Annotated in this window: 19 protein-coding genes; 10 read left to right on the top strand and 9 right to left on the bottom strand. The window is 40.8% G+C overall.

The genetic code is table 11. The annotated features are described in order from the left end of the window. Positions 1–60 precede the first annotated feature (60 nt). Both EJP82_RS02080 and EJP82_RS02075 read left to right on the top strand, forming a co-directional pair. Positions 61–750 (top strand): glycosyltransferase family 2 protein, encoded by a 690-nt coding sequence (locus tag EJP82_RS02080; RefSeq protein WP_127190337.1) that lies wholly within the window; start codon positions 61–63, stop codon positions 748–750. Between the two features lie 15 nt (positions 751–765). Beyond that, the gene (locus tag EJP82_RS02075) at positions 766–2,082 is read left to right on the top strand and encodes a UDP-glucose dehydrogenase family protein (RefSeq protein ID WP_127190336.1); all 1,317 of its coding nucleotides are present in this window, start codon (positions 766–768) and stop codon (positions 2,080–2,082) included. A gap of 182 nt (positions 2,083–2,264) precedes the next feature. Here EJP82_RS02075 and EJP82_RS02070 read toward each other — a convergent pair whose 3' ends face one another. The 3 genes from EJP82_RS02070 to EJP82_RS02060 are packed head-to-tail and all read right to left on the bottom strand — an operon-like array spanning position 2,265 to position 5,237. Beyond that, on the bottom strand, positions 2,265–3,515 hold the full coding sequence (locus EJP82_RS02070; RefSeq protein WP_127190335.1) for a glycosyltransferase family 2 protein: 1,251 nt from the start codon (positions 3,513–3,515) through the stop codon (positions 2,265–2,267). After that, positions 3,515–4,318, bottom strand: a complete 804-nt coding sequence (locus EJP82_RS02065) for a glycosyltransferase family 2 protein (RefSeq protein WP_127190334.1) — start codon at positions 4,316–4,318, stop codon at positions 3,515–3,517. Before EJP82_RS02065 ends, EJP82_RS02070 begins: the two co-directional genes overlap by 1 nt. Position 4,319: 1 nt before the next feature. Beyond that, on the bottom strand, positions 4,320–5,237 hold the full coding sequence (locus tag EJP82_RS02060) for an NAD-dependent epimerase/dehydratase family protein (protein WP_127190333.1): 918 nt from the start codon (positions 5,235–5,237) through the stop codon (positions 4,320–4,322). Positions 5,238–5,527: 290 nt separating this feature from the next. Here EJP82_RS02060 and EJP82_RS02055 point away from each other — a divergent pair, with 290 nt between their 5' ends. Further along, a complete protein-coding gene (locus EJP82_RS02055; RefSeq protein WP_127190332.1) occupies positions 5,528–6,298 on the top strand; it encodes a hypothetical protein in 771 nt (256 codons plus the stop codon). Between the two features lie 26 nt (positions 6,299–6,324). Then, positions 6,325–7,356 (top strand): glucose-1-phosphate thymidylyltransferase, encoded by a 1,032-nt coding sequence (locus tag EJP82_RS02050; RefSeq protein WP_127190331.1) that lies wholly within the window; start codon positions 6,325–6,327, stop codon positions 7,354–7,356. A gap of 65 nt (positions 7,357–7,421) precedes the next feature. Here EJP82_RS02050 and EJP82_RS02045 read toward each other — a convergent pair whose 3' ends face one another. Beyond that, a complete protein-coding gene (locus EJP82_RS02045) occupies positions 7,422–7,946 on the bottom strand; it encodes a hypothetical protein (protein WP_127190330.1) in 525 nt (174 codons plus the stop codon). A 186-nt stretch (positions 7,947–8,132) separates the two neighbouring features. Between EJP82_RS02045 and EJP82_RS02040 the strand changes: the two genes are divergently transcribed. Genes EJP82_RS02040 through EJP82_RS02020 form a run of 5 tightly spaced genes read left to right on the top strand, consistent with a single transcriptional unit; the run spans position 8,133 to position 13,070 of the window. Beyond that, the gene (locus EJP82_RS02040; RefSeq protein WP_127190329.1) at positions 8,133–8,399 is read left to right on the top strand and encodes a hypothetical protein; all 267 of its coding nucleotides are present in this window, start codon (positions 8,133–8,135) and stop codon (positions 8,397–8,399) included. A gap of 14 nt (positions 8,400–8,413) precedes the next feature. Then, on the top strand, positions 8,414–9,688 hold the full coding sequence (locus EJP82_RS02035) for a glycosyltransferase family protein (RefSeq protein WP_246053947.1): 1,275 nt from the start codon (positions 8,414–8,416) through the stop codon (positions 9,686–9,688). A 20-nt stretch (positions 9,689–9,708) separates the two neighbouring features. Beyond that, positions 9,709–10,734: a glycosyltransferase family protein gene (locus EJP82_RS02030; RefSeq protein WP_127190328.1), complete on the top strand. Its 1,026-nt coding sequence runs from the start codon at positions 9,709–9,711 to the stop codon at positions 10,732–10,734. A gap of 30 nt (positions 10,735–10,764) precedes the next feature. Continuing rightward, on the top strand, positions 10,765–11,898 hold the full coding sequence (locus EJP82_RS02025; protein ID WP_246053946.1) for a DegT/DnrJ/EryC1/StrS family aminotransferase: 1,134 nt from the start codon (positions 10,765–10,767) through the stop codon (positions 11,896–11,898). Beyond that, positions 11,895–13,070 carry an ATP-grasp domain-containing protein gene (locus EJP82_RS02020; RefSeq protein WP_127190326.1) on the top strand — a complete coding sequence of 392 codons (1,176 nt, stop codon included), beginning with the start codon at positions 11,895–11,897 and terminating at the stop codon, positions 13,068–13,070. The genes EJP82_RS02025 and EJP82_RS02020 overlap by 4 nt, the downstream gene beginning before the upstream one ends. A 140-nt stretch (positions 13,071–13,210) precedes the next feature. On the opposite strand, the gene EJP82_RS02015 is transcribed toward EJP82_RS02020, so the two are convergent. The 3 genes from EJP82_RS02015 to ylbJ all read right to left on the bottom strand — a co-directional run bounded on the left by EJP82_RS02015 (position 13,211) and on the right by ylbJ (position 16,944). Beyond that, entirely contained in the window at positions 13,211–14,692 is a 1,482-nt protein-coding gene (locus EJP82_RS02015; RefSeq protein WP_246053945.1) for a S41 family peptidase, read from the bottom strand. A 127-nt stretch (positions 14,693–14,819) separates the two neighbouring features. Next, positions 14,820–15,623, bottom strand: coding sequence for an NAD kinase (locus EJP82_RS02010; RefSeq protein ID WP_127190324.1), 804 nt, complete (start codon positions 15,621–15,623; stop codon positions 14,820–14,822). Between the two features lie 67 nt (positions 15,624–15,690). Further along, complete coding sequence (gene ylbJ, locus EJP82_RS02005) at positions 15,691–16,944, bottom strand: sporulation integral membrane protein YlbJ (protein ID WP_127190323.1); 1,254 nt, start codon at positions 16,942–16,944, stop codon at positions 15,691–15,693. Between the two features lie 435 nt (positions 16,945–17,379). On the opposite strand from ylbJ, the gene EJP82_RS02000 reads away from it, so the two are divergent. Next, complete coding sequence (locus EJP82_RS02000) at positions 17,380–18,108, top strand: DUF2225 domain-containing protein (protein ID WP_127190322.1); 729 nt, start codon at positions 17,380–17,382, stop codon at positions 18,106–18,108. An 85-nt stretch (positions 18,109–18,193) separates the two neighbouring features. Here the strand turns inward: EJP82_RS02000 and EJP82_RS28270 are convergent, their stop codons facing one another. Beyond that, a complete protein-coding gene (locus EJP82_RS28270) occupies positions 18,194–18,427 on the bottom strand; it encodes a hypothetical protein (protein WP_127190321.1) in 234 nt (77 codons plus the stop codon). After that, on the bottom strand, positions 18,424–18,597 hold the full coding sequence (locus EJP82_RS01990) for a YycC family protein (RefSeq protein WP_127190320.1): 174 nt from the start codon (positions 18,595–18,597) through the stop codon (positions 18,424–18,426). The genes EJP82_RS28270 and EJP82_RS01990 overlap by 4 nt, the downstream gene beginning before the upstream one ends. Positions 18,598–18,611 lie beyond the last annotated feature (14 nt).

Genomic DNA, 18,611 nt, shown 5'->3' with positions numbered 1-18,611 from the left:
TACTATTCAGACATTGAAATTATAGAAATGCTGAGTATGTGGAAAAAGGAGGGGATATGATTGGTTTCCATCATATGTTGTACGATGAGGGACTCATTTATGGATAAAATATTTCAAAATTATGTGCGTCAAAATATCGAAAAAAAAGAAATGATTATTGTATTAAATCGAGATCATATGGAGATTGAAAAGTGGAATAAAAAGGCTTCAGAATATAAAAATGTATCGGTATATCAACTATCAGAGAAATATACTCTAGGCAAGTGTTTGAATTATGGAATGACCAAGACGAAATATAATATAGTCGCAAAGTTTGATGATGATGATTATTACGCAGCTAATTATCTAAAAGAGTCGCTTGATGCTCTTAAAGATACTGAAGCCTCCATTATTGGAAAAGAGACCTCTTTCCTTTATTTCGAAGAAAAAGAAGTGCTTATGTTATATCGGGAAGGCGGTGAAAACAATTATAGTAGAAAGGTAAAGGGAGGCACGTTAGTATTCTTTAAGTCAGTCTGGGAAAAAGTGAAATTTAATGAAACAAAGGTAAACGGAAGTGATAACCACTTTCTAAACAAATGTAGGAGAAATGGTTATAAAATATACTCCGTTTCAAGGAACAATTATGTGTGTGTAAGAAGAGAAGATATAAGTACACATACCCAAAAAAGAACCACAGCGGAATTCATGGATAGATGTAAACTCATCTGTTATACAAACAACTATATCCCCCTCATTACTAAAGATTAGTGGGAGGCGAATAAATTGAAGATTACCGTAATAGGCACAGGGTATGTCGGGATCACGACTGCTACCTCCCTGGGGGAAATTGGCCATCAGATTATGGGTGTAGATATTGATGAGTTAAAAATAGAGCAATTAAATAACGGGGTATTACCTATTTATGAACCAGGTGTTGAACCGGTAATTCAGAACTTATTGAAACAGGGGAAGCTTCATTTTACAACAAGTCTTAAAGAAGCAATGGAAGGAACTGAAATCATATTCATTGCTGTTGGCACCCCCCAACTTAGTGATGGACGGCCAGACTTGAAATATGTAGAAGAAGTCGCTAGAGAAATTGGTAGACATATGACGGAGTATATCGTTATTGTTGACAAAAGCACGGTACCAGTAGGTACAGCAGAATATGTTCAGTCTATAATTAAGGAGCAATTAAAGCTTCGCGGATTGTCAGTCGCCTTTGATGTTGTCTCGAATCCAGAATTTTTGCAGGAAGGGAAGGCACTTCAAAACTCTAGAAAACCTGATCGTATCGTGTTAGGATGTTCATCACAAGTAGCAGAGGATGTAATGCTTAAATTGTATGAAAACATTGATGCACTTAAACACCTTACAAGCCCGCGCAATGCTGAAATGATAAAGTATGCTTCCAATAGCTTCTTAGCAACAAAAATTACATTTATTAATGAAATGGCTAGGTTATGCGACCTTTTAGCGGTAGATGTTGTAGAAGTAGCGAAAGGCATGGGAATGGACAAAAGAATCGGCCCCTATTTCTTACAAGCCGGTATTGGTTATGGGGGCTCCTGTTTCCCGAAAGATGTTTCTGCTCTTGCGATGATGGGGCGCGAGGTTAATATGGAGATGACCATTCTAAAGAGCATTCAGGAGATAAACCAAAAACAAACGGATTGGTTCCTTGAAAGAGTTAAAGAATGTATGGGAGCACTTGATGGAAAACGGATTACGTTGCTCGGGCTATCGTTTAAACCCGATACAGATGATATTAGGGAAGCTCCTTCTTTAAAACTTATCCAGAAACTGCTGGCTGAAGGAGCCTTCATTACCGGTTTTGATCCGGTTGCGAGTAACAAGATCAAGAATATTTTTCCAAATATAAAGATTGGTGAGGACGCCTATTCTGCGGTTAAAGATGCAGAGGCAGTTGTCATTTGTACGGAATGGAAAGAGATTATTGACCTTGACTGGCGAACTATAAAGTCCTTGATGCATGGGGATTTTATATTTGATGGTCGAAATGCTTTAGATCGGGAAATGTTACAGCTAGAGGGATTTCAGTACTGGGGTGTTGGAAGAAACTTAAATAAGATCGTTTAATGCTAGGCTATAACTAAAAAATGGTGGTGTAGGGGTTGCTCCTGCACCACCATTTTTTAGTTATAGTCATTCGTTACGTCTTAACAATTTAGGGTTCGTACATGGATAGAAAAAGTAAAGAGGCTACCCATAAGGTTACTTATGAGAAAGCCTCATTTAGTAATCGCGGATACGTAAATACATTAGCTCTTCTCTCTGCTTAGCTGTAACATTCCGTCCTTTACATCAATAATAATTTTATGTTTATTTTGTTTTTTTAATAGGGTTTTACATAAGTTTACCGCGTTAAAATCAGTAGACACCAGAACAACATCGTATCTCAATTTAGTAAGTTTATTTGCTAACTCGGTACCGCTCGTTTTTTCCGATATGGCAAGGGATTCCACAATGTTGATGTTTCGCTTCTTGCATAAAGGTTTGATTTTTCTGGTGAAACCAGGTGCCCATTTTGACAAGAGCACAACTTTTTTACCACTCATTAATTTCCAAAAGCTCTCGTTTCTAAGCAATGAAAGTTCTTCATCTGCTTTTATACTTGCTAATGAGGTGAGGCACAAAGAGGATTTATTGCTGATCGCTTTTTTGATTAGTCTTTCCATTCTATTGGCCTCAATAGAATTAATTTTTAAAGTTTTTTTCTCACCGAAAGAAACGGTGGGGCTTAATCTTCTTACTTTTTTCCAACCATCGTGTGTCACGCAGAAGACAGGCTTGTAATCATCTCCCCATCTTTTTAAAGCTTTGCGAACCGACCATTCGGCTATCTCATGCAGTTGTTTTCTCTGATGAGTTAAATTAGTGCGATGGACTCGCTGGTTATACAGAGGTTTATCGATCCAATGGAATCGGTAGTGCTCAATTAGTTGATAGAGGATCAGCATATCCTCCCTGTATCGACCGTTATACGGATCATTCGTAGGCCACCCACCCACCTTTTTCAAAGCGGCTGTCCGGTAGAAGCGAGGAACGATATTCGTATTTGCAAATAAAAATTCGTACCGATCGGAGAAAGAGCGGCCTATTTTCAGCTTCGTTCTCCTGACATTTCCCTCCAAGTCCTCCCATACGACATTCAGATTTCCGCTAATAACTGCGACCTTTTCGGGTAGTTTTTTCGCTTCTTTAACGAGAAGTTCCAGTGTATTCGGGAAGTACCAATCATCGCTATCTAATTGGACCATGTAGGGGGTATTCACGATGGATAGGGCCTTATTTAAGCTTTTGGATTGACCGAGATTCTCTGGATTGCGAATTAATTGCACTCTATGGTCTTCAAGGTAATTCTGAATGCTGGGCCCATAGTCATCCGTTGATCCGTCATCCACGAGCACCAACTTCCAATCTGTATAGGTCTGACCAAAAACACTGTCTATTGCCTTTGGGAGGAGATCTTTACGATTTAAAAAAGGGATGACTACGGTTACCTCTGCCATTATGATTTACCTCCTTTCTTTACCGGTACGAGATTGATTCGCAGCCAATGGGAAGGAACGGAGTAATCGGCGCGATAAGAATTACCCCATCTTTTCAGAGCCTGGTCCGTAAAATGTTTAACCAGCTCGTTATATAACCCAGCATTTTTACTGTGGCTCAAATTTTTGCCATGATAACGAAAGTTGTAGAGATTGCTATCAACATGTGTAAAAGTGTGTTCATCCAGCAAGCGTAATAACATTCGTCTGTCCTCTAATAATTTACCGTTCGTCAGATCATCCATCTCCCAGCCGCCAACCTTCTTCACGCATTCGGTACGGTAGAATCGCGGGAAGACCATGCCGGGAGTGGTAACAAACTCATAACGATTCTTAAAATCTTTGGGCTTTACGATTTTATGAAAATGGTCCTTTTTGTTTTTATAGTACCAGTGAACACAGTTGGCGTAAGCAAGTGCGGTGGTTGGAGGCTCCGCTTCCATGCGCTTGACAAGTACTTCAAGGGTCTCGGGGGATATCCAATCATCTCCGTCTACTTGAATGAAATATTTGCTATTGATGTGTTTCAAAGCATCGTTTAAAACGTGACATATCCCTTCGTTTTTCTTTCTCTGAATGATTTTCATCTTTTTTGGATCGAGATTTTTCTTAACGACATTAACGGTATCGTCTGTAGAAAGATCATCTACAACAATTAATTCCCAGTCCTTATAGGTTTGATTACGGATGGATTGTATGGTTTGTGCAATGAACGGGGCTTTGTTGTACGCTGGGACAATAATCGTAACCATCTTAGGCTTCATGTTATCCGAACCTCCCCATGTAATGAATGGTCTCTTTTAGGCCTGCTTGTAGAGAATAGGAGGGCTGCCATCCAAGCAGTCGTTTCGCCTTAGATGCGTCCAACCTGCTGAAGCTTATGTCTCCGGCACGTTTAGGCGAGTATTCAGGTGCTTTTGTGTAATGGGTTAAGTAACTTATATTTTGAAATAAGGCATTCATACTTGTTTTTGTGTCGGTTCCGATGTTAATAATTTGATTGTCTCCAGAGGTGAGTGCCAGAACATTTGCGTTGGCAACGTCTTTTACATATACAAAATCACGGGTTTGCTGACCATCTCCGAAGATATGAACGATATCTCTGGCTATCATTTTCCTCGCGAAGAGGGAGATAACTCCGCTTTCTCCTTTGGATGTTTGTCTCGGCCCGTATACATTTGCATATCTGAAAATCGAATAGGACAGTCCGTAAAGATCACAATATAAGCGAATGTAAACTTCTGGAGTGAATTTGGATAGTCCGTAAAAGGAAATCGGATGTATTGCAAAATCTTCCGTTATGCTACAGTCCTTCGTTTCTCCATATACAGCACAAGACGAGGCGTATATGAATTTTCTTACCTGGTGTTGTTGACAAAGCGCAAGCAAACGTAAAGTTCCCAAAATGTTATTCCTTGCATCTTGTTCGGGGTCTTGCAAAGATAGTGAAACATCAATCTGTGCTGCATGATGAATGACGCAGTCCGGTTTTTCCTGAGCAAAAATCTGTTCTGCTTCCAAAGAAAGAATATCTGTTCTATAAAGTTTTACTTGATTTGGGATATTGTCTTTGTTTCCTGTACTCAAGTTGTCGATCACGATAGTCTTATGGCCCTCTTTGACAAGCTGATCCACGATATGAGAGCCAATAAATCCAGCTCCTCCAGTGACTAAGATCTTCACTCCGATAACACTTCCTTTGCCTATGGATATCAATAATTCATAGTTACCATATTTTTGGGCTCGGATGGACGTTAAACTTCCTTCAATTCGAGTTAGTGTATCATATTAGTGGCCCTATAAAAGGGTATAGTACAAATGTATAGATTAGGTATAAATAGGTGCCTTATTTTTCATAAACGGTGTACTCGTCGTCTCAAGTGAGGACTTGAACCCAGAACCATCCGTGAAGAATGTCAATACAATAATCGCGAGAGGTACATGCAACATAAACAAGAGGGGGGGTTCAGACTATGAAAAAGATTTGCTTTGCCATCCTCGTCCATAACTATAAAGAAGCTCTGAAAGATATGGTTGATAATATCCGCCATTTTTGTCCTCATAGTTCCATTGTTTTATATAACGGGGGAGATGACCCCGAGCTATGCAAGGGTCTTGGTCTTCCAATTTGTCCTACCAGCAAAAAGTTAGTTTATCCAACATCGATTTCAACTTATATGTCGGAAGTGATGAAGTGGCTAATCGATAGCAAATATGAATTCGACTATTTAATCAATTTAGACTCGGATTGTTTGTTTGCTAAACAGGGATTTGAACAATTCGTAGATAAGGAAATGAATAACAGTGATTATATGGGGGTTAGGGTTCGAGTACCTACAGACAACTGGATTCCCTATCAAAATTTCCAAAAGGAATGGGTCCTATGGAAGTCGGTATTTAAACAAGACGAGCTTCTTTGCTGTTTCAATGTAGGGCAGATCTTTAGTAAACAATTGGTAGGGAATATAGTTAAAATCAGTGAGACCTATCAGATTAAGCAGAAGCTACTTCAAACCCGTTCAAAAGGGATTGTAGAAATTGTTTATGTGTCTCTAGCTCATAAACTAGGAGCCCGGATCAAGCCTTACCCGATAGAAACGGCCAGTTCGATTCGATTTAGACCGCACTTCACAGCTGAAGAGATTAAGAAATGCCTCCAGAACAATCCGTACGAGTATCTCTTTCATCCCGTATACAGAGATATGCATAATGAGACAAGAACGTGGATAAGAACTCTGATTTAAGAAAAGAAAGTTAGGAGGCAATTTGCATGAAAGGACTGATCCTATGTGCAGGTAAAGGCACAAGGCTCCAACCTTTTTCCTATACACAACCTAAATCCATGATACCTGTAGTAAATAAGCCTGTTTTGGAATATTGTATCGAAAGCCTCACTAAGCAAGGAATTAATGAGATTGGCATTGCGATTAATCAGTCCCAGCAAGTTATTATTGACCAAGTCGGAAATGGACAAAAATATGGAGCGAATGTGAAGTACATTTATCAAACGGAACAGAAAGGAATTGCTCATGCTGTTAAACAAGCTGAACAATTTTTGGATGGAGAACCTTTTATCTTACTATTAGGCGATAATCTCATAGCGGAGGATTTGAAAGTATTAATTGATACCTACAACATCAATAATAGTCATGGCAGTATGATGCTGGCTTCCGTCCCAAATCCTCAGGACTATGGTGTCGTGGAGATACAAAAGGAACAAATCATCAGTCTCGTGGAGAAGCCTAAAAACCCCAAAAGCAATTTGGCTATTATTGGAGTGTATCTTCTAGATTCCTCGATTTTTGAAGCAATTAATAACATTCAAATGTCTCCTAGAGGTGAGTACGAAATAACGGATGCGATCCAATGGCTAATAGATCAAGGCAAATCGATATCATATACGATTACTAATAGTTTATTCTCTGATGTAGGAACAGTGGATCGATGGCTAGAGGCCAACGAATGGATGATGAATCAGAAGTGGAATAACCAAATAAAGGTTGGTAAACCGACCATACTAGAAAATTGTATTATTAAGGGACCGGTAATCATTGGGGATAATTGTACAATAATCAATGCTGAAATTGGCCCCTATGTGTGTATCGGTAATGACTGTAGGATAGAGAATTGTGAGATGGATAACAGTATTCTATTGGAAAAAGTCATAATAAAGAATCTGAAATATCCTGTTTCCAAAAGTGTATTTGGCAGAGAGGTTTATATCAATGGCGATGATCAGAATATGATTACAAATCTCAATTTCGTCTTAGGTGATAAATCCAAAATTAATAGTGGGAATTAAAACAAATGGTGGTGCAGAGGTCAGTCCTGCATCACCATTTTCAATTTGGTCCACTAAGCTATTTTTCAGCTACTACTATATTTAAAATTACCATAATCGATGACAATAATCCGATTGTGGCGGGTCGAAAAGGCCAAATTTTTATTTCTGAGACCTCGCGGCTGAACTCCTTCTCTGGTAAATCTTTTTCTCAACCGAGATAGTTTCTTCTCATCGTCTTCCGTTAGCGAAACTATGGGCTGCATTTTTTTCATTATAATCCATCCATTACCGAATTCTATGACAGGACAGAGGTATTTACGTAGTTTACGAGAGCATTGATTATAAAGCTGATATTCGGTTAGATTGCTAGCCAATCCCTTTTTGGAAAGGGCAACTTTGACTACGTGGCCATTGTCAAGATCAAATACAACCCTAGTATTACCTGCACCAAGCACTTGATAATTTAGATGCAAAGTGCTTATTGCTTTATCTTTCTTTCTAGTCGATGACCTTAAATGTTTCATCTTTGAAATCCATTGATAAATAGATTGTATGTCATGATCGGATAACATTTTACTTTGGTTCATTGGTGGGTTAACCTGATTCACTGCATATCACCTCTCCTTCAGTACAGCTTATACAATATATGAGGTGAAATAAGAGTCTGCAATAGACGATGGAACAACCCCTAAGGAATATTAGCCCTTAGGTACGAATGCCGTTGCAGTTAAACAATCGCTACATAAAATGGGGGTAATAGTCTTCTATAATTATTTATTCAGGAGGAGCGATAGATGATTAAACGTAAAAGCAATCGGATTGCATCGTCTAACTTGAAAGGAAAGACGACAAGAGGAAGAAAGACGGTAAGAAAAAATGGAGCCTATAAAACAATTAAAAAAGTGACAAGAAGAGGAAAGGAAATCAAGGGAAAAGTTCTTAGAAGAACTACTAGAGGATCCTACAATAAAGCTTATGATACTGGTTTCGATGAAACTTACAACGAAGGATTTAATGTCGGTTATGCCGAGGGAATAAACGCAGGCCATCAGGAGGCATAAAGGAAGGAGGATACATGGTGACTCTAAGAAAAAAACAAAGGTCTAGGAAAGTTAGGAAGCACCGTATTGTTTATCTAAGTGCCAATAAGCAGGGGCGTCTCGACGGCTTTCAAAGGGGAAAAGCGGACGGTTTTGCACAAGGGCGTGCAAACGCTATAAAAGTACCAAAAAATAATGTGGCTGTTGCCGAGCCTGAACATTCACCTGCTTTTGTACAATGGCGTGCGGACGCTATAAAAATGCCGGAAAATACCGTGGCCGTCGCCGAACCTGAACATCCTGCTGTAGATGTTCTTGTCATCACGGCAAGTATCATTCCATCGCTTGAGATTTGTGTCCTTCAACCCTTTAGTGCCCTGAAAGAACGTGAAAATTTGCAGTACATTGTGAAGTTAGAACATGAGGTTAGCAAAGAGATGATTGCAGCAGCGAATACAATTGTGTTTGTACGTAATGTCGAACCGACAGCTTATAAACTACTCGAGTGGGCACATGAGCTTCAGAAGAGAACCGTATATGTAATCGATGATAATTTTTTAGAGATTAAGCATACCACGGCAGTCGGTCTATATTATTCCGATCCAGTACTACGGGAGACGTTTATCAAGTTTTTGAGAAATGCACAGATTATTAAAGTGGATGCCCCGGATTTCGCTGACTATATTCGTGATAGATATAATAAAAATGTAATTTATTTTCCAGCTAGCGTGGATTTTGGCTGGCTTGACCAACAGAAAAGACGTGACAGGGACCACGAGCAAATTGTAATCGGGTATGAAGGAGGCGAAAAAGAGGAGGATTTTGCTCCAGTAATTCCGGCTCTGATTAAGATTCTCGATTACTATGGTGGTTTTGTTAGACTAGAATTTTTAGGTTATGTCCCAGCTGCATTAGCCGATCATCCAAGCGTTAAACATGAAGCGGGTGGAATTGAGTATAAATCCTTCATTCACAAACTGAATCAAAGCAATTGGGATATCGGGATTGCTCCTCTTGATAACAATCCATTCAATATGTGTAAAACCAATAACAAGCTTCGTGAATACGGGGCATGCCGAATTCCTGGGATATATTCTGATTCCTCAGTGTATACCTCTTGGGTCACTCAGGGGGAAACAGGATATCTTGTACCGCACACAGAGGAAGGTTGGTATGAGGGAATTAAGGAAATGATTGAGAATCCATCGATGCGATATCGCATCAAGGGTAATGCGGAAGCTGCGGCAAGACAAAACTTTTCGCTGGACACATGTTTGGATAACTGGAAGAGATTCATATTTAATACGTAGGCTGGAGGGGAGAGCGGTCAATGGGTAGAAGAGGTGATATTAACGTACTTATCATCGGCACAGATAAAATCGCATCTTATAAAATCGGCATAGAGCAACCATTGCGTCATCTGGAGAAAGCTGGTGTATGTCGCTTTGACGTCAGATCCGATGAAGATGTGCCCTTATCAAAGCTTGCTGCAGCGGATATCGTTATCTTTTTCCGCACGGTGGATCCCGAAGCGTATAAATGTCTGGAGATGGCTCGTGAGATGGGCAAAAAGACGGTCTATGTCATCGACGATCACTTTTTAGCCTTGTCACCTGCTTCTGATTTGGGAAAGTACTATCAAGATTCGACGAAAAGAACAACGTATGTCAAGTTTCTGAAAAACGTACACATTGTCAAAGTTGCTTCCGGATTTTTTGCCAATCATCTCAAAACGCATTTTAATCCTAGTAAAGTAGTATATTTCCCGGGTAGTGTAGATTTTTCTATATTTTCCGGATTGGAAAAGAAAAAAGAGAATGCGGATAAGATTGTAATTGGTTATGAGGGCGGAAAGAAGCAAGTAGCCTTTGAACCGGTTAGTAAGGCTCTCATGAGAGTCATTAGAAAATATGGAGACAAAATTAGGATTGAATTTTTCGGAAATGCCCCAGAAGAACTAAAAGGGAAACCTCAAGTCTTTTTTGATCAGCGCAATGAGGAGTATAAATCATTTTTAAAACGTCTTTACCAATCAAAGTGGGATATCGGTTTAGCTCCACTGGAGCGATCACTGATGCATGATTGTAAAAGCAATAATAAGTTTCGCGAATATGCTGCCTGCAGAATACCAGGTATCTATTCCTCATCTCCACCTTACAGGGACTGGGTGAAGAACAAAGAAACCGGTCTTCTTGTCTCTGGGACGGTAGATGGCTGGTATTCGGCGATGGTTGAGTTAATTGAACAACCTGAACTGCGGCAAAAAATCGCAAAGAACGCGGAAAGAAAGGCAAGGGAGAATTTTGCAGTGGACGTTTGTGCTGAACGCTGGCGCACACAAATCTTTATGTCTTAACAATATGGGGCAATGAAAGGAGAAGTTCACTTGGAGCATAAATTGATACCTGTTTTGCAACCGTGTATTGGCCAAGAGGAAATCGATGCGGTAACAGAAGTCTTGCGATCAGGCTGGCTTGGCCTTGGACCCAAGACAGAGCAGTTTGAACAACAATTTGCCGGATATACAGGCAGTCGATTTTCTGTTGCACTTAATTCCGGAACAGCCGCTCTGCATTTGGCGTTGGAAATACTGGGGATAGGACCAGGTGACGAGGTAATTGTGCCTTCGATGACTTTTATATCTACCGTCCACGCTGTTAGTTATGTTGGTGCTACACCGGTATTTGCCGACATTGAAGAAGATTCGATGAATATATCTGTAGCAGACATAGAAAGTAAAATTACGGATAAAACGAAAGCGATTATTGTTGTTCATATGGGTGGTCATCCGTGTGATATGGATGCTGTGCATGAACTTGCACTATCAAAAGGAATCAAGGTAGTAGAAGATGCTGCGCATGCTAGTGGCGCCGAATACAAAGGTAGACGAATCGGATCGATTAGTGAAATGACTTGTTTCAGTTTTCATGCGGTCAAAAACCTAACTAGCGGCGAAGGCGGAGCGATCACATGTAATGCAGAGTGGATGAACCGGAGGCTACGCGAGAAACGGTGGGTCGGTATATCCCGCGATACTTGGATTCGTGCGTCTCACGAAAAGGTTTACGCGTGGCAGTATTTCGTTGATCAAGTTGGTTACAAATACCACATGAATGATTTACAGGCGGCGATTGGCCTCGTTCAGTTGAAGAAGTTAGACCAATTGAACGGAAGACGCAGGGAAATCGCTGAACGGTACCAAGCGGAGTTGAAGGACTTACAATGGATGGAGTTGCCAGAAGAAAAACCTTATGCAAAGAGCTCATGGCACTTATTTCAAATTAAGTTTATCGAAGAAAACTTGAGAGACCGCATGATTACTCATTTGCAAGAGCATAACATCGCAACAGGCGTTCATTACTATCCATGTCATCTTCATCCTTGCTACATTCATTTAAAAGCGATCGTTCCACGCTCCTCAGAAATCTGGAAAAGAATTCTTACCCTTCCTATTCACCCTAATATAACGGATGAGGACCTTGACCGAATCATTTATCGTATAAGAGAGTTCAAGCCATGAGAAAGCTGATGATTTTGGGTGCTGGAATCTCTCAAGTCCCATTAATCAAAACAGCAAAAGAGATGGGCTTGTATGTCGTTCTATTAAGTCGTCAGGGTAATTACCCAGGTTTTTCTTTGGCTGACAAGGTCTATTATGAAGATACGACGAATGTGGATAAAATAGTAGAAATTGCCCGGATCGAACAAATTGATGGAATATGTACGACAGGTACTGATGTAGCAGTTAAGTCGATTGGTAAAGTAGTAGATGTACTTGGGCTAAGTGGACTAAGTTACGAGTCTAGTCAGCTATCAACGAATAAGTGGGAAATGAAAAAGGCTTTTATGGAACATGGCGTAAGAACGTCAAAATTTTTAAAGGTAGAAAGTAAGGAGGAGGCGTATCGTGCCTTTGAAGTATTATCTCCCCCTCTCATCTTTAAAGCGTTAGATAGCGGAGCCAGCAGGGGAATTGTGAAAGTGGTGGATGTTTCACAAGCAGATTATGCATTTGAAGAAGTCAGGAAAGTTACAAAACTGGATTATTTTATTGCCGAGGAATTTATCGAAGGAACAGAGTTTGGTGCGCAAGCCTTCGTGTACGATAATGAAATTCAATTTATAATGCCACATGGTGACACGATGTTCTATGGAGATGCCGGGGTACCAATTGGACATTATGTACCATATTATTTATCGAATGAAGTGGTAGAAGATATTCATAACCAGATAGAGCAGAGCATCCGGGCGTTATGTTTAAATAACTGTGCGATAAATGCGGATTTCATCTTAAAAGATCAAAAGGTATATGTTCTTGAAATCGGAGGTAGAGCGGGGGCAACATGTCTGCCTGAACTCGTATCCACCTTTTACGGATTCAATTATTATGAACAAATGATTAAGGCTGCTATTCATATGGACCCTGTATTCCATAAGCAAACTTCTCAACCTTGCGCATGCGAACTACTTATTGCTGAGAAGAGTGGTGAGATTGTAAAACTGGAGAATGGGAACGAGAGTCATGAAGATATCATACAAATATCGTTTGATTATGAAATAGGTGAAACCATTTCAAAATTTAAGGTTGGTACGGACCGGATCGGGCAGGTCATCATCAAGGGGGCCCATTTGGAAGAAGTACTGAAGCGGTTAGAAAAAGTCATGGAGAATATAAAAGTTACTGTAAGTTAGGAGATGATGTGCACTCCTTAACTTATTGAGAATGTATCATGCTATAGATAGATTACATCGAAAATAGAGCATAACGTAAACTAAACAAGCTGATTCCTATTGTGTACAGGAACCAGCTTGTTTCCTAGTTCTTTGTTCATTTATTTGGCTGCGATGTTCAAGACACCTTGTTGATAATCCCACTTTATTGTCGGGAATTTCTTCTGGAAGTCGTGTAGTTCAACATAGGTTTCATTATTAACGGTTTTGACACTGGAAGCAGCTTTGGTAAATCCCGCCTTAACTCCGTTAATGTCAGTCACTGTGAGTTTTTGATTCTCTTTACTCCAGTTGACATTGCCACGTACCAGCGAAGTTAGCAATCGAGATGGGGCATACACTTTACTGCCATTTTGAATAACATCAATATATCCGCTGAAAGATACACCGTTAATACTTAAGGATGAACGGCTACCGCTGACTTCTATTTGCCTGAGTCCTGCTTTATATAAACCAGTAATGAGTTGGGCTGCTTCGTTATTGTTAACTTCAATGTCTGGTTTCAACCCAATATGGTTAAAGTCCTCCTTTTTCGGAGTTAAATAGTGTTCGACGGTTAATTTTAAGGAACTCCCATTTGATAATGAAAAAACATTTTGGATGCGGGCCTTACCGTAGGTTTGTGCTCCAATGACTGTAGCGACACCATTATCACGAAGTGCTCCGGTTAATATTTCAGAAGCGCTGGCAGTTAACTCATTGGTCAGTATGACAACAGGCATTCCAATATCCTCACCATCTTTAATTAGGACAGGCTCTAATTGATTGCTTTGATCTGCGGTGTACATTAAGATACCGTCTTTGATGAAATGCTTGGCAATTTTCGCGGCCGAATCGACATACCCGCCAAGATTGTCACGTAAATCGAGAACCAGTGACCTCATCCCTGCTGTACGCAAACTATTCAGAGCAGTCACAAATTCCTTATCCGCTGATTCAGAGAATGAAGCAATTGCGATATAGCCAATCTTGCTGGAGTCGATAAAGTGGCTAGTGACCGAAGGGAGAACAAAACTTGCTCTCGTGATAGGAAAGGTCAACGCTTTACCACTGCGAATGACGGTAATAACGACTTCGGTATTTTCTTCACCCTGTATTAGTAAAATGTCTTCACCTGAAGTGACAGGTTGACTTCCAACCCTCACGATGACATCGCCTTGACGTAGACCCGCGTTTTGAGCCGGAGACCCTGCGAGTACATCCGTGATATATAACTTTTCATCAGTAAAACGTAGCGTTACACCGATACCCACGTATTGTTGATTCATTCCGTTCATGAAATCTTGAAGTTCTTCTTTGGTGTAATAATCGCTGTAAGGGTCATCGAGTGCGTAGACCATGCCTCTTATAGCATTCTCAATAAACGCTTCTCTTTCAACTCCTTCGATGTTGTAAGCATTTAAATAATTCAATACTTCCTGAATAATTGCTAGATCAGAAGACTCATTCGTCTCTGTAGTATCAGAAGAAATAGAATTGGTAACAGTGGTTACTGATGCTGCACCTGCTGTATGTGGTAGCCCAATCAGAGAAATTGCTAAAAGTGAGATAAGAGCACCATGCCGTAATTTTTTGATAATCATTTGATGACCATCCTTTCTATGAATAAGATTTACTAGATACATGAATGAGAAAATCACAGAGGAAGGCGGATGACTCCTTCGGAGATCATCCGCCTTTAAGATGGGAATAGAGATGAACAATATCTCTTTACCCCAAAAATGCGTTCCGCACACGAGTCCAGAAAGGGAAAGGTCGGTAGCGGACGAAGCTAACTTTCTGTTTGGCAACTTGGCAACGAACCGAAATCAAATCGTTGACAGGCATACTGACATGATCAATGGTAAGCATCAGGTTCTGTTCTTTGCGAGAGTAGATATCGCAATGATGATGGGCTGGTAGCACTAGAGAAGAACCCATTGTACGGAATACCCGATTATTAATCGATGCAATTTCTGATATTTGTAGAGCTTCGATGGAAGGGTGAATGATGGCACCACCAAGACTTTTGTTATATGCCGTACTACCCGATGGAGTAGAGACACAAATTCCGTCACCCCGAAACATCTCGAACATTTGGTCATTAATATCGATCTCTGCCATGACCGTTCCATCTACACTTTTCAAAGTGAACTCATTCAAGCAAATGATAGAGGATGTTCCTGATCTCTTAACGATTTCTAGTTCGATCAGTGGGTATTGTACAATCCTTGGTTGTAAATTCCCTAGCCCGCCTTGATTGCCCATAAGACGAACTAACTCCGGGATCTCATCACTTTTCCAATCGGCGTAGAAACCTAGATGTCCAGTATGTACACCAACAAATGCGATGGAAGGAATGCGATCGATAAACGTATGAAAAGCGTGAAGCATCGTGCCATCTCCTCCGATGGAAATCACGATGTCGGGTGTTTCTGCATCAAGTTGCAAACCATACTCCGGTGCCAATCTATGGAACGTCTCGCATAAATCAACGGACAGTTGATCTCCACGATCAAGAACGTAATATCTCAAGATGACAAGCTCCTTTAATTTTCCTTTTGTAAAGATCATAAACAATTCTCAAACAGAACACAACGGTTCATTTTCGGTAACCACCCTTGGTTTTTGTTGATATAAGATTCTTGCGAATGATTACTGTTAGAACAGACAAAATAAGAAGTGTGGATATGATTTTAAGAAATAGCAGGAAAGCACTGGGGAAACCGCCCCATCCTATAGGTCCTACGACTCCCTCGATTGAGAATAGTGGAGATAGTACCGGAAGAGTACCCATGACAGGTTGCCAGAGTAGTAACACGAAGATGGCGGCCAAAATGGCATGGAGTAGGCGAGCTATTAAAAAAGGAAGGTAACGGAGATCGGCTCCGTTCAAAATGCTGGCTACCTGGGCATGAACAGACAGACCTCCCCACGATAGAATAAAGGCCGCAGCCGAAGCTTTAAATATGAGAGGCACAGAGGCTGGAGCTGCGGCTGCCTTGGCTCCAAGTGTAACTTCAAATAGTCCACCGAGTAAGGGCTCCGCTAATGCAGGTGGAAGACCCGCGAAAGGGAGTAGAAATCTCAAACCTGAGTACAATGTGGTCATTACCCCGGAGGCGGTTAATACTTCGAGAACAACAGAGAAGAATACCACGAGACCGCCGACTACAGCCATGAGTTGTAAGGAGGAAGTCACGGCTTGTTGTAGTAATTCGCCTAGGCCCCGTCCGTCTTTCATGCGGGCTTCGTGCATAGCACGAAGCGCCCCCCGTATACTAAATCGGTGCCTATGATTTGCCGCGGAGACGATGGGGGAATGTTCCTTATTGTTACTTTTTGTACCATAAAATCTCATCATTAACCCGAGTAGTATTGCACTTCCGTAATGTGCAAGGGCTAGTATTCCAGCTAATTTCGGATTACCGAAAAAACCAACGGATACTGCGCCGATCAGAAAAATGGGATCGGATGAGGTTGTAAATGCGACAAGTCGTTCTCCCTCAACTTGGGTAATAAGTTTCTGTAGGCGCAATTGGGTAGCTAGCTTAGCGCTAACCGGATATCCTGATGCAAAGCCCATAGCGGCTACAAAGCCACCACTGCCTGGTATGCGGAACAAGGGTTTCATAAGTGGATCAAGCAATTTGCCTAAGAAATGGACGATACCAAACCCAAGCATGACCTCGGAAATCACGAAGAAGGGGAACAGGGATGGAAACAACACGTCCCACCAAATAGCCAGACCCCGTACCCCCGCTTCCCAAGAGGCAACGGGATAAGACAACATAAGCACCCCCAGAGCCAGAACAGCAATGAGTAGGAGCAAGGTAGCCCAGCGCTTAATCTTCATGTTAATCCCTCCACTTTGAAGTCAATAATGAAGTGTATGTATGGAGTGGGACAAACAGCACAAAAAAAATAAAGAAAGCGGTTTCAAAAAAACTGATTTCTTGAACCTTTTATGATAGAATATGACTAAAGGATCATTGACTTCGAAAAAATAATGAATTGTGGATGGAGTGATTTGTTATGAGTTTTGTTGCAGGTGTTCTTGTATGCGTCTTTGTATACGTCATTCGTGCATCTCTCGTCCATTCAGGTGAAGAGGATTGGCGCAGTTATTAGTCATAAATATCTATACGTAAAAGCTCCTTTAGGAGCTTTTATTTTTTTGGGTATGGTATAATATGAGATAAGAATGCACAAATATTTTGGAAGTTGTAAATACATCACAGTAGCACAACATCGACGTGCCCATTTGTGGCATATGGAAAGGAAACGACTAATGGAACTAGAAAAAAAGGAACTAGAAAAAAAGGAACTAGAGCCTCTTTATAAGATTAAAGTAACATGTATATATTGCGAGAATGAATTTTTAACTTCCAGAGTTCGTCCTAGTTTCAAACGTGCGATTCGCAACGACTCTGACTTTTGTAGCTACTATAAGCGGGAGAATCCTGACTTTTATGTCGTACGAATCTGCCCTGCTTGTGGATTTGCTTCTACGGAAAACTCAATGGATCGGTTATCTGATGTTCAGCGTAAGAAGTTTCAGGATGCCATTGCAAGTCGTTTTGTGAAGAAGGATTATGGAGGACAACGTGATTGGGAAGCGGCACTAGAATCATATAAGTTTGGATTGCTATGCGCTCAAACCATTGGTGAGAAAGAGCGGATGATTGCATCTCTACTGCATCATATTGCTTGGTTGTATCGCTATAAGGAAAACAACGAACAAGAACAGCGGTTCCTGAAATATTCTATGGAGTCTTACATACGGGTTTATGAAAATGAAGGAGTCAGTGGTTCAGATGCCAGGCTTATGTATTTGATTGGTGAATTGAACCGTCGCATTGGTAATTATAATGATGCGGTTAAATGGTTCTCGCGGGTCATTAATGACAAGAAAATTGTAGATGCGGCTATGATACGAGCGTCACGGGAACAATGGAAGCTCCTACGTGAAGAAATGATGAACGGTGGGCACGAACTGCCGGAGGAAATGCAGAATTAATGTTTCGCTTCATCAACCATGCCAGGGTATGACAATGAGACCGTTCTCTGATGAGAACGGTCCCTTTGTAGCCACTTTGGCATAACTATCTACGGATTATCGTGTTGGTTAATAAATAATCATTGTCACTGTCTAGAATAATAAGCTTATTTCTGCAGCACGGAAATACGAGTAACTTCTTCTTGCCTTCTTGGACGCTCTTTACTTCACTGGGTTTCATAGGGAGTAGTACATTATCAATGCTACAAAAGGGGCACTTTTGCGCAAATACGTCGCCCAGGATGATGTCGTAAGGCAGTGACTTATTGAAAGGAATCATGACGAGTGATCCGGATCAGTGGACGAGGGAGAAGCGGCTTCCTCTTTGGCTAATTCTGCGATTTTTTGCAGCAGAATATGCTGTGGCATATGCATGAGTTGTTCAAGCGGCACATTTAATTTGGCAGCTAACTTAACAGCGGTATCCGCTGATATTTGCAGTGGTTTCATATGATGAAGATCCC

Origin of the sequence: Paenibacillus anaericanus, assembly GCF_003994475.1 — a bacterium.
In the GTDB taxonomy this organism is placed as follows: domain Bacteria; phylum Bacillota; class Bacilli; order Paenibacillales; family Paenibacillaceae; genus Fontibacillus; species Fontibacillus anaericanus.
Note: the sequence above shows the minus strand (reverse complement) of the source record. Positions and strands in the feature narration are given on the sequence as shown.

Bases quoted from the DNA above. Each gene is read 5' to 3' on its own strand.
- EJP82_RS02035 (WP_246053947.1), top strand. From the start codon at position 8,414: ATGGTGACTCTAAGAAAAAAACAAAGGTCTAGGAAAGTTAGGAAGCAC.
- EJP82_RS02020 (WP_127190326.1), top strand. From the start codon at position 11,895: ATGAGAAAGCTGATGATTTTGGGTGCTGGAATCTCTCAAGTCCCATTA.
- EJP82_RS01990 (WP_127190320.1), bottom strand. From the start codon at position 18,597: ATGAAACCACTGCAAATATCAGCGGATACCGCTGTTAAGTTAGCTGCC.
- EJP82_RS02000 (WP_127190322.1), top strand. From the start codon at position 17,380: ATGGAACTAGAAAAAAAGGAACTAGAAAAAAAGGAACTAGAGCCTCTT.
- EJP82_RS28270 (WP_127190321.1), bottom strand. From the start codon at position 18,427: ATGATTCCTTTCAATAAGTCACTGCCTTACGACATCATCCTGGGCGAC.
- EJP82_RS02070 (WP_127190335.1), bottom strand. From the start codon at position 3,515: ATGGCAGAGGTAACCGTAGTCATCCCTTTTTTAAATCGTAAAGATCTC.
- EJP82_RS02065 (WP_127190334.1), bottom strand. From the start codon at position 4,318: ATGAAGCCTAAGATGGTTACGATTATTGTCCCAGCGTACAACAAAGCC.
- EJP82_RS02040 (WP_127190329.1), top strand. From the start codon at position 8,133: ATGATTAAACGTAAAAGCAATCGGATTGCATCGTCTAACTTGAAAGGA.
- EJP82_RS02015 (WP_246053945.1), bottom strand. From the start codon at position 14,692: ATGATTATCAAAAAATTACGGCATGGTGCTCTTATCTCACTTTTAGCA.
- EJP82_RS02050 (WP_127190331.1), top strand. From the start codon at position 6,325: ATGAAAGGACTGATCCTATGTGCAGGTAAAGGCACAAGGCTCCAACCT.
- EJP82_RS02055 (WP_127190332.1), top strand. From the start codon at position 5,528: ATGAAAAAGATTTGCTTTGCCATCCTCGTCCATAACTATAAAGAAGCT.
- EJP82_RS02030 (WP_127190328.1), top strand. From the start codon at position 9,709: ATGGGTAGAAGAGGTGATATTAACGTACTTATCATCGGCACAGATAAA.
- ylbJ (WP_127190323.1), bottom strand. From the start codon at position 16,944: ATGAAGATTAAGCGCTGGGCTACCTTGCTCCTACTCATTGCTGTTCTG.